Origin of the sequence: Streptomyces sp. NPDC102490 (assembly GCF_044765285.1) — a bacterium.
In the GTDB taxonomy this organism is placed as follows: domain Bacteria; phylum Actinomycetota; class Actinomycetes; order Streptomycetales; family Streptomycetaceae; genus Streptomyces.
The window spans coordinates 167776-181315 of the sequence record NZ_JBIWJU010000001.1; the positions used below are offsets into that span (position 1 = coordinate 167776).

7 protein-coding genes are annotated in these 13540 nt (G+C 75.5%); all 7 read right to left on the reverse strand.

The features are described from left to right. Positions 1-42: 42 nt before the first annotated feature. A complete protein-coding gene (gene fxsT / locus ACIRGB_RS00785; RefSeq protein ID WP_403857089.1) occupies positions 43-3489 on the reverse strand; it encodes an FxSxx-COOH system tetratricopeptide repeat protein in 3447 nt (1148 codons plus the stop codon). Next, positions 3486-4808, reverse strand: coding sequence for a CHAT domain-containing protein (locus ACIRGB_RS00790; protein ID WP_403857092.1), 1323 nt, complete (start codon positions 4806-4808; stop codon positions 3486-3488). Before ACIRGB_RS00790 ends, fxsT (ACIRGB_RS00785) begins: the two co-directional genes overlap by 4 nt. Beyond that, positions 4801-6744 carry a magnesium chelatase gene (locus ACIRGB_RS00795; protein WP_403857095.1) on the reverse strand — a complete coding sequence of 648 codons (1944 nt, stop codon included), beginning with the start codon at positions 6742-6744 and terminating at the stop codon, positions 4801-4803. Before ACIRGB_RS00795 ends, ACIRGB_RS00790 begins: the two co-directional genes overlap by 8 nt. A 5-nt stretch (positions 6745-6749) precedes the next feature. After that, positions 6750-7694, reverse strand: coding sequence for an AAA family ATPase (locus tag ACIRGB_RS00800; RefSeq protein ID WP_403857097.1), 945 nt, complete (start codon positions 7692-7694; stop codon positions 6750-6752). Further along, positions 7691-8164 carry a CU044_2847 family protein gene (locus tag ACIRGB_RS00805; RefSeq protein WP_403857100.1) on the reverse strand — a complete coding sequence of 158 codons (474 nt, stop codon included), beginning with the start codon at positions 8162-8164 and terminating at the stop codon, positions 7691-7693. The genes ACIRGB_RS00800 and ACIRGB_RS00805 overlap by 4 nt, the downstream gene beginning before the upstream one ends. 131 nt (positions 8165-8295) lie before the next feature. Continuing rightward, positions 8296-11319 carry an FxSxx-COOH system tetratricopeptide repeat protein gene (fxsT, locus tag ACIRGB_RS00810; protein ID WP_403857103.1) on the reverse strand — a complete coding sequence of 1008 codons (3024 nt, stop codon included), beginning with the start codon at positions 11317-11319 and terminating at the stop codon, positions 8296-8298. A gap of 128 nt (positions 11320-11447) precedes the next feature. After that, positions 11448-13253 carry an aKG-HExxH-type peptide beta-hydroxylase gene (locus tag ACIRGB_RS00815; RefSeq protein WP_403857106.1) on the reverse strand — a complete coding sequence of 602 codons (1806 nt, stop codon included), beginning with the start codon at positions 13251-13253 and terminating at the stop codon, positions 11448-11450. Positions 13254-13540: the final 287 nt, after the last annotated feature.

Genomic DNA, 13540 nt, shown 5'->3' on the forward strand with positions numbered 1-13540 from the left:
GGGCCGGGCCCTTCGGCATGCCCGGTGCGCGCGGGTGTCCCCTCAGGTGCGCTGGGGTTCGAAGTCCCAGAACGGAGCGCGCCGGGCGCGGGCCGACCGGGTGCGCGGGTGCCGGGGGCCGAGGGCGGCGGCCAGTCCCTCCAGGGCCTGGCCGTGCACCGCGTCGGCCTGCCCGCGCCGGCCCCGTACGCGCAGCTCGGCCGCGAGGGCCACCTCCGCGAAGAGCGTGAACGGGTGGGTGGGGCCGAGGACCCGCGCCGCCGTGCCGGCCGTGTCCCGGCTCAGGGCGAGGGCCCGGTCCGCGTCTCCGGCGTCCGCGTGCAGGAGCGCCGCGTTGTGCGCGCAGCCCAGCGTCCAGGGGTGGTCGTGCCCCACGGCGGCGTCCATGGCGGCCAGCGCGGGGTCGGCGAGGGCGAGTGCGCGCTCGGCCTCGCCCGTCCGGTGCAGCAGCAGGGCGTGGTTGGCGCGGGCCCCGGCCGCGTAGGGGTGGCCGGCGGTGAGCGTCTCCGCGTAGCGGCCGACGACGCGCTCGCTCAGCTCACGGGCCAGGTCTAGGTCGCCGTCCTCCCGGGCGAGGCAGCTCCGGCTCGCGATGAGCATCAGCACCAGGGGATCGCTGTCGCCGAGCACCCGCTCCGCCGGCTCCAGCGCCCGGCCGACGTGGTGTGCGGCCTCGTCGGTGTCGCCCACGGCGTGGTGGCACAGCGCGAGGTTGTGGGCGGCGAGCAGGGTCAGCCGGTGGTGGTCGCCCAGCGTCTCGCGCACCAGCCGCCAGTTGGCGTCCTGTCTCGACAGGGCCTGCGCGTAACGGCCGAGCAGCCGGAGGTCGACGGCGCAGCTGGTCTCCGAGCCCAGGGTCCACGGGTGCCGGTCGCCGAGCACCCGGCGGCGCTCCGCGAGGGTGGGCAGATCGACGTCCAGGGCGTCCTCGTAGCGGCCCAGCAGCCGCAGCGAGACGCCCACGTTGTTCTGCGCGTTCAGGGTGCGGGTGTCCTGGTCGCCGAAAAGTTCGCGGTACGTGCCGTGCACCCGCCGCGAGATCTCCAGTGCCTCCGCGTAGTGCCCGAGGCCGCGCAGGTCTGCGGCCAGTCCGCCGAGGGCCCGCAGCAGGAGGGGGTCGCGTTCCCCGCGCTGTTCGCTCAGGTGCCGGACGGCCGCCCGCTCGATCTCCATCGTCCGGTGGAAGTCGCCGGCCGCGCGCAGCAGGTTGGCGTAGTGGTGGGTCAGCTCCCAGACGAGGGGGTGCTGGTCGCCCAGGAGCGAACGCCAGATCCGCGCGGCGTGGCCGCCGAGCCGGACGCCCGCTCCGTACTCGCCCGACAGGTACAGGTAGCGCAGGCAGTCGAGGACGAGCGTCTGCACGGCCTCGTCGGTGGCCGCGAGGACGTCGGCGTACTTGAGGTGCGGCACGATCTCGGCGTAGCTGGGCCACTGCTCGGGGGCCGAGGGCCGGCCGCGGTCCGCCGCCGCCAGCGCCCGCCGTACGACGTCGACGAGGTCGCGCCGGACCTCTTCCGGCATGGCCTTGTGCGCCATCTGGTGGACGGCCCGGTGCACGTACAGGTGCTCGCGCTCCGGTGCCTGCGGGTCCGGCTCCACCCGGACGACGGAGTGCCGTCGCAGGTGGCCGACGGCCCGGTCCCACGTCCGGGGGTCGGTGAGCAGTCCGGCCACGGAGTCGGGCAGCCCGTCGTGCGGCATGCTCCTCAGCAGGTGGACGGGGACGAGGCCGGGGGCGAAGAAGCTGCACAGCCGGAGCAGCACGACGGACTCCGGGGCGGTCTCCTGGAGCTCGGCCAGCAGGATCGACCAGGCCGTCCGGAAGGCCGGCGGGAAGTCCTCCGGCCCGGTCCGCGCGTCGCCGTCGGTGCCGTCCGCCAGCAGGGCCAGGTAGGCGTCCACCGAGCGGTCCGAGTCGCTCAGCCAGCCCACCGTCTGGGCGAGCAGCAGCGGCAGGTCGCCCAGGGCCTCGGCGAGCCGGTCGGCCTCGGCCGGGGTCGGTCCGGGCGCGCGGCGGCGGATGAAGTCGATCGACTCGTCACGGGTGTACACGGGCACTTCCAGCAGCCCGCCGCCGTAACCGCCCCACTCCGGGTTGCGCGAGGTGACGAGGACGTGCCCCGGGCCCGTCGGCACCAGGTTCTCGATCTCCTCGGGCTCGTCGGCGCCGTCCAGGACCACCAGCCACCGGGAGTACGGCTCGCCGCGGCGCAACGCGTCCCGCACCGCGCGCAGCCGTTCCCCGTACTCCTGCCCGGTCCGCAGGCCCAGTCGGGGGGCGAGTTCGGCCAGTTGGCGGCGGCAGTCGGCCCGGTCGCGCGCGTCGACCCACCACACCACGTCGTACTCGGGGCCGAGCCGGTGCGCGTACTCGGCGGCGAGCTGGGTCTTGCCCACCCCGGACATGCCGTGCAGGGTGAGGGTCCCCGCGCCCGGCCCCGTACCGCCCAGCAGGTCGTGGATCTGCTCCAGCAGGGCCTCACGGCCGGTGAACCGGGTGTTGCGGCGCGGTACGGCGCCCCACACGTCCGGCGGGTCCGCCGGAAAGCGCGGCCCGGCCGGGGCCCGCGCCGCGTCCTCGGCCAGCGGCTCGGACGGCAGGCCGAGCCGGTCCAGCAGACGCCGCTCGGCCTCCTCGGCCCGCAGGCCGTGCAGGGCGGCGGGCGCCAGCAGGGAGACCACCTCCGACGGGAGCGTGGCTCCGCTGACCGACACGGCCGCGAACCGGGACGGGTCGGGGGCGACGACCTCGCGCAGGGCCGCGTTCCACGCCTCGGGCGGGTGCGTGCCGTGGCCGAAGTAGGGGGCGTCCAGGACGAGCAGGGCGCGCCCGGGCCCGAGGGTCAGGTCCCGCAGCAGGGCCGCCGGCGGGACCTCGGCCGGGGAGCCCCGGCGCAGCGGCACCACCCGTACCCCGCGCCGCTCCAGCCGGTCCTGGATCCAGGCCGCCCAGGCCCGGTCGAGTCCGGCGAAGCTGATCGTGACCGTCCGCCGGTCCGGGTCGGGCCGCGCGGGGGTCGGGGGCCGCTGCCGCACGGGCGCCCGCGGGACGGACGGCGGTGGGGGTCCGCCGGGGTGCCGTACCGCCGCGCCGGCGGTGGCCGTGCGTATCTCGCAGCGCAGTTCCGCCGTGCGGACCGGCACGCCCCACTGGTTGCTGACGGTCAGCCACAGCGAGGCGGGCCCGAGGTCGGGGCCCGCGGAGACCCGGAACCGCGCGGGACCGTAGGTGCCGCCGAAGCGGTGCAGGACGACGCCCGGTTCGCCCAGGGCGGCGCAGTCGAAGTGCGGGGCGCCGTCCAGGGTGACGGTGAAGGTGAACTCCTCCTCGGCGTAGGGCCACCGGGCCGGTGTGCCGTCCGGGGAGGGCAGGGGGCCGCGCAGATCGACGGTGACGAGGTAGTCGCCCCCCGCCTCCGCCTGCCGGGGCCACGCGACGACGGGCTCGATCAGCAGCGGCTGCCCGGACGACTCTCCGGCGGCGCTCACCGGCCGCCGCCCCGCTCGGTGCCGAGCGCGTCCACCGCGGTGAGCCGCAGCGCCGTCCTGGGATGCCCGTAGTAGTGGAACATGAACGCGTACAGGAGCCGCAGTACCCGTTTCTGGCCCACGACGTCGACCTGTCCGTCGTCGTTGCGGACCCGTGGCGTCTGGGCCAGGGACCCGAACTCCGCCAGTGCCCGCACCCGGAAGGCCCGCAGCGTCCGCACCACCGGGCGGCGGGGGTGTTCGGCGACCTCGCGCACCAGGCGCCGCGCCATCGCCCGGGCCTCCAGGTCGCCGACCTTCCCTGAGCTGACGATGCAGCCGCCCGCGCCCTTGCGCAGGAAGAGCTCCGCGAATCCGCGCAGCGCCTCCTCCCCCTGGGCCCGGTTGTCGACGAACCGGCCGGAGTCGCAGGCGTTGAGGCAGACCAGCGAGCCGTCCCGGCGCAGCACCGACATCGGCTCGCCGTTCAGCTCGGCCCAGGTGCGGTCGCCGAGCGTGAGGCCCGGCACGGCGTCGCCGTAGGTGCCGTGGCAGCCCAGGTAGACCAGTCCGGTGCGGTCGTGCTGGGTGTCGAGGTCGCTGAGGAAGGGGGTCATGCGCCGGTGCAGCCGGTGCGCGTACGCCGTGAAGAGGCGGCCGTCGTCCGCCATGTCCTGGTGGAGGTAGCCGAGCACCCGGCCGTGGCAGTCGCCGGAGTCGACGGGCAGGCCGCCCCGGCTCAGATCACGCACGGTGGTCCAGCGGGCGACGGCGACCAACGCGCCCAGCGGGCCGCCCGCCAGGCCCAGCGCGGCGTCCCCGGGGAGCAGGAGCAGCTCCCAGGGCAGGTCGTACCCGGTGTCGTCCCACACGACCAGGTGCAGGCCGTCGCCGTGCCGGGCACGAATCCGGTTGATCCAGTGGGCGAGTTCGTGCTGGTTGTCCGACCACAGGCGGATGCCCCGCAGCACCTCCGAGGGGTAGTGCCCGTCGCCGTCCTGCCGCAGCCGGGCGAGGCTGACGGCGGGAGCGGGGCGGCGGGTGGGTCCGGCCGCGCAGTTCACCGACAGGTCGCCGCACCAGCCGTGCAGCCGGTAGCCCGGCCGTCCGTCGGCCCCGTCGGCGCGCAGGACGCGCAGCACGGCGAAGCCGTCCTCCAGGCGCGCGCCGGGCCGTGCGTCGGTTCCGCCGAGCCCGGCGGGCGGCTCCTGGGCGCGGCGCAGGTTCCGCACCGACGCGGCGGGGCGGCGGGCCACGGCCTTCAGTCCCGGCAGGGCCGCCCGGAGTCCGGCGGTGCCGTGGCCCGGACGGCTGCGGGGCCCACCGCGCGGCTCACTCACCGGCGGCCTCCGCCCCGGGCCCCTGGCGGCCGTCGACGACGATCGCCCCGAGCCGGTCGGCCAGGACGTACGGCAGGTCGCCGTACGGTTCCCGGCCCGGGTCGACGACCGCCACGTGCAGCCGCGTCCGGTCCATGGCGCCGATCCGGGCGGCGGCCTCCACCGCGTCCTCGACCCCCGCGGCGGCCACCTCCCCCGCGGGCCGTCCGGTGTGGCTGACCCGCAGCGGGACGTTGCCGCGGCCGTCGGTCACGACCACCAGCCACGCCTCCACCGGCCCGGTACCCTGCCGGCGCAGCAGCCGGCGCAGCGCCTGCGCCGCGAGTTCGACGCCGTGGGCGAGCGGCGTCGCCCGGCCCGCCCGGCGGTACAGCGCTCCCGGCACCCGGGGGTCTAGGACGCTGCGGGCGGTGAAGGTCCCCGCGCGCAGTTCGTCGGCCGCGTCCGCCGCGCCGACCTCGATCACCTGGACCGTGGCCCGGCTCGTGTACGCCCATTGCAGGAAGGGGGCGAGGACCTCCTGCCGGTTACCGTCCCCGGTCCCGCCCCGGCAGGTGTGGTCCAGGAGCAGGACCAGGACCCGCTCGGGGGCGGCGGCGCGCACGTGGCTGTGCAGGTCGACGGGCGAGACGGTGAACCGTTCGGTGCGCCGGGCCCGTTGGTGCACGGCGGCCTCGCGCACCGTGCGGACGTGGGCGATGTCCCGCAGGTCCGTGGCCCGGCGGGTGCCGATCACGGTGCCCCGGGCGGAGGCGGGCCCGGTGGTGCGCCGCCGGGGGCCGCTCAGCGGCACGGTGTCCCGCACCGCGGCCGGTTCGTCCTCGGGGTAGGGGTTCCCCGCGGCCGGGGAGGGCGCGGCGCCGGGTGCGGTGCCGATGCCCTCGGCGGGTCCGGTGTCCAGCAGCGCCCGGTCGCCGTCGCGGGTCCGGGGCGGGCCGTCCCCGCCGGCGCCGCGACGTTCCGGGAGGGTGCCGGGCGGGCCCGCCGGTCCCGGGACCGGATCGGGCGGTTCCGGGGTGCTCTCCGGGCGGTCCGGGGCGCCGCGCGGCACGGCCACGCCGATGAGCCGGGCCGCGGCGTCGCTGTGCTCGGCCCCGGCCGAGGGGCGGCCGTCCAGCGCCGCGAGGGTACGGGCGAGCCGCACGAGGGCCAGCTCCCGGCGGACCCCGGCGCCGGGCCCGAGCAGCTCCCGCGCCCGGCCGATCGCCGCGTCGCCGACGGGCACCGGCCGGATGCCTCGGTGTGCTGCCGAACGCCAGGCGGGCGGGAGCCCCGCGAGCAGCGCCTCCGGTGCCGCACCCGCCCCGGGTTCCGCGAGCGCCTCGCCCGGACCGGGCAGCCGCAGCCCGGCCACCGACAGCCGCACGGCGAACCGGTCCAGCAGGTGCCGGCTCACCCGTCCCACGTCGGCGCCGCGGCAGACGGCCAGCCAGCGGGCCCGGGGCCGGACCGTGCGGCGCGGTCCACCCCGCTCTACGGTCACGACGTCGGCGCCGAGCAGTTGCACCGCGGCGCGCATCCCGGCGACGCCCAGCCGTGCGAGGTCGGGCACCACGACCAACGGAGGCGCCCCGTCGGCGTCGTCCCCCTCGACCAGGGGCCCTGGTTCGGTGCGGACGGTGATGCCGTGCTCGCCGCCGCGGACCCTGGTGCGGGTCCACAGGTCCTCCTCGCGGTCCGCGGCGCCCAGCACGAGCGGCGGGCGCGGAGGTGCGTCGGCTCCGGCGAGCACGGCGCCGAACAGCCGGGCGACCGGATCGACGAGCCGGGGGTCCAGGTCGAGGAGCAGCACCCCGGAGAGGGCGGGCTCGGCCGCCGCGCAGACCAGGGCGAGGCCGAGCCGGTGCGCCGGATCGTCGTACCCGCCGGTGGCGGCGGTGCCGTCCCCCGGTGGCGGGTCCGGTGACGCGGGCGGGGTGGGCGGGACGGCTGCCATGTCGGTCAGGCCGCCTCGAAGAGGTCCTGGAGGCGGGCCTCGTCGTCGGGCTCCCAGTCGAAGGTGTCGCCGTGCACCACTTCGGGCCGCCGGTGCCGCAGGGCCATCGGCAGGACCCGGCGCAGATGCCCGGGGGTCACCCGGTCCGCGCCCTCCAGGGCGGCCAGTGCCCGGGCCGCCAGCACGGCCACGATCTCCCCCCGCTGGCCCACCGCCTCGGTCCGTTCCGCGGCACGTGCGCACAGCTCCAGGACCTGGTCGGGGACGTCGACGTCGCCGACCCGGCGCCGGGCGGCCGTCAGCCGGTTCCGGGTGCGCGCGTCGTCCCGCCGTGCGGCGGACAGCCAGGCGGAGTCCTCGCGGTCCAGTTCCTGCTCGAAGTCGAGCACCGTGCGCAGCAGCCGGTGCCGGGCGGTCGCGTCCAGCGTCTCGGCGGTGACCATCAGTCCGAAGCGGTCGAGCAGTTGGGGGCGCAGGCCGCCCTCCTCGGGGTTCATGGTGCCGACCAGCCCGAACGACAGGTACTTGGCGGTGTCCAGTCCCTCGCGCTGCACGGACAGGACGCCGGTGGCGGCAACGTCCAGGATGATGTCGACGAGGTGGTCGTCGAGGAGGTTGACCTCGTCGACGTAGAGCAGCCCCTTGTCCGCCGCGTCCTCCAGCAGGCCGGGCTGCGGCCTGGGCTCGCCGCGGACGAGCGCGTCCAGGTCCCAGCCGCCGACGACGCGGTCGTCGGTCGCGTTGATGGGCAGGGTGACCGGCAGCTCGCCGTGGGCCATCAGGGCGAAGGCCCGCACCAGTGTCGACTTGGCCGTGCCCCGCGGTCCGGCCATGAGCACGCCGCCGATGCGGGGGACGACGTGATGCAGCTCCAGTGCCAGCTTGAGCTCGTCCTGGGCCACGACACGGGAGTACGGCAGGATGCGCGGGCCCGGCGCGGCGGGGTTCACGAACGGGCCCCGTCCGCCGTGCCGGACCCCTGCCCCTCGGGCGCGGGCGCGGGCGCGGGGGCGGGGGCGGGGACGGGGACGGGGACGGGAGGCGGGTCCGTGACCGGGGCCGGGGCGGTCTGCCAGCGGAGCGTGATCTGGAGCTGCGCCTCGGCCCCGCTCTTGACGAGGGCGGCCACCCCGGCGTCGATCTTGATCGCGAGCTGCATCTCGATCTCGTCCGGCCGCAGCCCCTCCGGCAGCTCGCCGAAGCGCCGTACGGCCTGGGCGGCGCACCTGCGGGCGAGATCCAGCCCGTCGGTGTAGACGTCCCGTGCCACCCGGACGACCCGCTGCCCGGCGCCGTCCCGGGTCACCTCGCCGTCGTAGACGAGGCCGAGCCCGTCGACGGCGGACGGGTCGACCTGCGCGTCGACCTCGACCGAAATGGGCCCGTCCGCGCCCTCCGGCACGGGTCCCCATAAGATCACCACACGCTCCCCCCGGCCCAACTCGTGTGTGTTACGGGTGTGTTGAGTGGACCGGTGTTCTTCCCCGGGGCGCGGGGGGTTATGCGCCCCGGGGCGGCGAACGTGGCCTTCCGGCCGCGTCCCGCGCGCCGTCAGGTGGTCTGGGGCTCGAAGTCCCAGTACGGGCGGTTGCGGGAACGGGCGGAGACGGTGTGCGTGTGCTTGCTGCCCAGTGTCGCGTCGAGGTCGGACAGTGCTTCCTGCTCGACCTTCTCCGCCTGCCGGCGGTCCCGCAGGCCGCGCAGGTCCGCCGCGTACGCGATACGGGTGGACAGCGTGAGCGGGTGGGTGCGACCGAGCGACTCGATGGCCCGCGCCACCGTGACCCGGCTGAGCTCGGCGGCGCCCTCGATGTCGCCCACCAGGTTCCGCAGCGCGGAGGCGTTCAGGGCGCAGCCCAGTGTCCAGGGGTGGCTCTCGCCGACGGCCTGCGCCATCTCGGCCAGCGCCTGCTCCACGAGGACGTGCCCGTGCTCGCGTTCTCCGACGTTGCGCAGGATCAGGGCCTGGTTGGCGCGGGACCCGGCGATGAACGGGTGTCCCGCGGGCAGCATCATCTCGTAGCGGGCGACGACCGCCTCGCTCAGCTCGCGCGCCTGGTCGATGTCGCCGTGCTCGCGGGCGTAGCAGCTCTGGCCCGTGGCGAAGATCAGCGTCAGCGGATGGGTCTCGCCCAGTACCCGCTCGCCGCGCTCCAGAACGCTGCTGAGCAACGGCCCCGGCTCCTCGCCGCGAGGGGCCCGCTCGCCGAGGCGGTAGCGGCACAGCGCCAGGTTGTACTCGGCCTTGAGAGTCTGCGGGTTGTCCGGACCCATCACGATGCGGTTCTCCCGCACGTTCTTCGCCTGGAGGGACTCGGCGTCGGCGTAGCGGCCCAGCAGGCGGAGGTCGATGGCGTAGGTGATCTCGGAGCTGAGCGCCCACGGATGACGGGCGCGCAGCAGTTGGCGACGCGCCTCCATGGTGCTCCGGTCGGTCTCCAGCGTCTCCTCGTACCGGCCGAGCAGGCGCAGGGAGACGCCCAGGTTGTTCTGCGCGTTCAGGGTCCTGGAGTCCTGGTCGCCGAGGAGTTCGCGGTAGGCCGCCAGGACCCACTGGGAGAGTTCCAGGGCCTCCTCGTAGCGGGCCAGGCCGCGCAGGTCGCCGCCCAGGCCGGCGGCGGCGCGCAGGTGGTCCAGGTCCTGCGGTCCGCGTTCCTCCCTGAGGTGCTCGACCGCGTCGCGGCTGAGGGACTCGGTGCGGACGTAGTCGCCCATGGCGCGCAGCAGGTTGGTGTAGTGGTAGGTCAGCTCCCAGATCCGGGCGTGGGTCGGACCGAGGAGGCGGCGCCAGGCGGTGAGGGCGCGCTCGCCGAGTTTGATGCCGGCCCGGTACTCGCCGGAGAAGTACATGTAGCGCAGGCAGTTCAGGACCATGCGCTGGACCTTCGGGTCCTTGCTCTTGAGGACGTCCGCGTACTTGAGGTGCGGCACGATCTCGGCGTAGCCGGGCCACAGCCGGGTCTCGGTCGGCCGTCCCGGGTCGGCCGCCGCGAGGGCCCGCCGTACGACGTCGATGAACTCGCTCCGGTCGGTGTCCGGCATGTCCTTGTGCACGATCTGGTGGACCATGCGGTGCAGGTAGAGCGACTCCCCGGCGGAGACCGGTTCGTCCAGGGACGCCTCGTGGGACTCCAGCCGGACCACCGAGTAGGTGCGGAGCTGGTTGACCGCCTTGTTCCACAGCAGCGGGTCGTTGAGCAGTCCGGCGAGCTGCTCGGGCAGCTCGTCGACGGGCATCTCCCTCAGCAGGCGTACGGGGATGAAACCCGGCGCGAAGAAGGTGCACAGGCGCAGCAGGTCGACGGACTCCGGGACGGTCTCCCGGAGTTTGTTGAGCAGTATCGACCAGGCGGTCTGGAAGGCCAGCGGGAAGTCCGCCGACACCTTCACCACATCGCTGTCGATACCGCCCTCCAGCAGGGCGATGTACGCGTCGACCGACAGGTCGGAGTCGTTCAGCCAGCCCGCCGTCTGGTCGAGCAGCAGCGGCAGGTCGCCCAGCGCCTCCGCCAGTTGGTCGGCGTCCGCCTCCGACAGGCGGGGGGCGCGGCGGCGGATGAACGCGACCGACTCGTCGCGGGGGTAGACCCGGACTTCGAGCAGCTTGCTGTTGTGCTCGCTCCACTCGGGGTTGCGCGAGGTGACGATGACGTGTCCGGGGCCGGTCGGCAGCAGGTCCCAGATCTGCTCCGGCTCGTCCGCCCCGTCGAGGACCAGCAGCCACCTCGAGTACGGCTCCCCGCGGCGGAGCGCGTCGCGTACGGCACGCAGCCGCTCGCCGTACTCCTGACCGGTCCGCAGGTTCAGTTTCGGTGCCAGCTCGGCCAGTTGGCGCCGGTAGGTGACACGCTTCTCCGCGTTCACCCACCAGACCACGTCGTACTCGGAACCGAACCGGTGCGCGTACTCGGCGGCGAACTGAGTTTTGCCCACACCGGACATGCCGTGCAGGGTCAGCACGCCGGCGCCGGGCTCGGCGCTCTGCAAGAGGTGGTAGGCCTCGTTGAACAGCGGCTCGCGGCCGGTGAAGCGGGTGTTGCGCCGGGGTACCACGCCCCACACGTCCGGCATCGCCGCCGGGAACCGCGGCCCGCGCCGTGACCCCGCCGCGGCCTCGGCGGGCGGCTCGAGCGGCAGGTCGAGCCGGTCGAGCAGGCGGCGCTCCGCCTCGTCGGCGCCCATGTTGGTCAGGGCGACCGGTGCCAGTACGGCCGCGGCGGCCGGGACCGCGGCCGTGGTGACCGACACGGCGGCGAAACGGGACGGGTCGGGGGCGACGATCTCGCGCAGCGCCGCGTTCCACTCCTCGTGGGTGCGCGGTCCGAGCTGGAAGTACCACTCGCTGACGATGATGAGGACCCGGCCCTCGGCGAGCGTCAGGTCGCGCAGCAGGTCCACCAGCGGGACATCGGCCGGGGAGTCCCAGCGCAGCGGCACCACCCGTACGCCACGCCGCTCCAGCCGGTCCCCGATCCAGGCCGCCCAGGCCCGGTTGAAGCCTGCGAAGTGGATCGTGACCGTCTGCCTGGCGGTCCCCCTCTCGGCCGTCTCGACCGGCTTGCGAGCTCCAGACATGCAGTGGCCTCCAGCACGTAGTACCGCAAAATCCTAGGACTCCGGAGCGTCGCGCGTAAGTCCGCCGACCGACGGCAACACCCCCTGTGCGGACGATCTTTCCGTACCCGGGGGCGGCGCGTGGGCATTCATCCGTTAGAGGGCGGGAGCGCGGAGGCGCGCCGCTGGGCCCACAGGGCGCGCGCGGAGGCCACGTACGCCTGTGCGCGGGCGACGTGGCCCCTGGGTGCGGGGTGTTCGGCCATCCGTTCGTGGGTGGCGGCCATCTCGTCGACGAACCGGCGCCCGCGCACCGTGAGGTCGGGCGAGCCGACGAGGGCGGGCAGGGCGGCCCCGACCTGGGCGCGGTAGCGCGCGTGCTGGGCCCAGGCCCAGTCCCGGTCCGGCAGCCCGCTGACGAGTGCCCGGCGCTGGTAGAACGCGGCCATCGCGAGGTGGGAGTAGGTGCCCTGGAGCAGACCGTCGTAGGGCCGGGGATCGGTGCGCCACGGGGCGAAGTACCGTGCCTCGGGACCGGCCCGGTGCAGTGTCACCAGGTCGCTGAGGGCGGCGAGTTTGGTGTGCTGCAACTCGTGGACGAGGGTGGCGGCGAGGGTCACGGAGTCGGGCGGGGTACTGCTGAGCAGGGCGCCGAACGCCTCCCGGCGCGTGGCGCTGCAACTGCCGCGGCCGGTACCGACGTCGGGCGGCGTCTCCAGCGGGACGAGGCAGCGCAGCAGCGTGTCCGCTTCGGTGAGGCGCTGCGCACCGCCCGAGCGGAGCGCGAGGGCCGTGCCGGACCAGACCTGGAGCCACCGTTTGCGTTCCGCGTCGTCGAGTGCGAGCGGGGTGCGCAGGTTGCCGTGGCCGGGTCCTTCGGGCAGTTCGCGGTACGGATCGAGGTCGTCGAACGGCAGGGGCGGGGCGGTCGGGGTGAGGCCGGGCAGGGCGTGCGCGGGTGTCCAGGCGAGGGCGCCGGACCAGGCGCCGACGCCGCTCTCCAGGTGGACGGTCACGTCGGGGGCGTCGGCCTGACGCAGGACCAGTCGGCCGTCGGCGCAGGTGACGTCGACGGGTACGTCCCCGGACCGTGCGGTGTGCAGGGCGCCGAGCGACGGGAGGGTGAGGACTCCGGCGCGGGCGGTGAGCCGGGTGCGGAAGGGGATGCCCGCCCCGGCCGCGACGACCGCGGCGATCGCGCTGAGGTGCGCGAGGTCACGCCGCAGCCGCCGCGCCCGCTCTCCGTCCACCGGCCCGGGGGCGGCATCCAGACCGCGCAGACAGGAGCGTGCCCAGGGCCCGGTGAGCGGGTGGAAGAGACGGGCCCGCACCGGGTTGGCGAACGGCGCGTGGACGTCGGAGGAGGACACACCGTCCCCAGCGCGGGCCGGGGCGTCGTCGGCGACGCGGGGACTCCGTACACCGGGCGGGGCGTCGTCGGCGGCGCGCGGCCTCCACACGCCGGGCGAGGCGTTGCCGGGGGCGCGGTCACCCGGCACGCCGGGCACGGCATCGGCGGCGGCTCGGGTGCCCAGTGCGCCGGGCAGGGCATCGGCAGCGGTTCGGGTATCCCACGCGCCGGGGAGGGTTTCGGCAGCGGCTCGGTTACTGGGCGAGCCTGGCAGGGCATCGGCGGCGGCGCGGGTACTGCGCGAGCCGGGCTGGGCGTCGCGGTCGCCGCGCGTTGTCGCGTGACCGTGCCGGCGCTCCGGGCCCCACGCGTCCGCCGCCGGGAGCCGGTCCGCCTCGGTCAGCAGCGCCCAGTCCTCGCGCAGCCTCGCCTTCTGCGCGGCGGTGCAGACGGACCGCTCGGCCGCCTCGGCCGCGTCGAGCACGGCTCGCAGCAGCAGCAGCCGCCGCGTGTCCTGGTCCCGCACGAGGAGCGCCAGGGTGTCGGGGCCGCCCTCGGTCCGGGCGAGTTCGAGAAGGGCCCGTTCGGGAACCACCGGAAACATCACGAAGCACCCCCTCCGGCCGCGCCAGACCAGGTCGAAGCCGAACCGGCCGACGCCGGACCTGCCGAACCACCCGACGCGAGGCCGGTAGCGAACCACCCGGCCGACGCCGGACCAGCCACGGACGAGGCAGTCGCGGACGGCCCGATCCCGGACGACCCAGCCAACGCCGAACCGGCCCCAGACGAACCCGGCCCAGACGAACCCGTCGCGGACGAACCCGTCGCGGACGAGGCGGCCGACGCCGGACCTGCCGAACCACCCGAACCGGCCGACGCGGGGCCGGT

Excerpts from the sequence above, each read along its gene's own strand:
- ACIRGB_RS00795 (WP_403857095.1), bottom strand. The coding sequence starts at position 6,744 with ATGGCAGCCGTCCCGCCCACCCCGCCCGCGTCACCGGACCCGCCACCG.
- fxsT (WP_403857103.1), bottom strand. The coding sequence starts at position 11,319 with ATGTCTGGAGCTCGCAAGCCGGTCGAGACGGCCGAGAGGGGGACCGCC.
- ACIRGB_RS00815 (WP_403857106.1), bottom strand. The coding sequence starts at position 13,253 with ATGTTTCCGGTGGTTCCCGAACGGGCCCTTCTCGAACTCGCCCGGACC.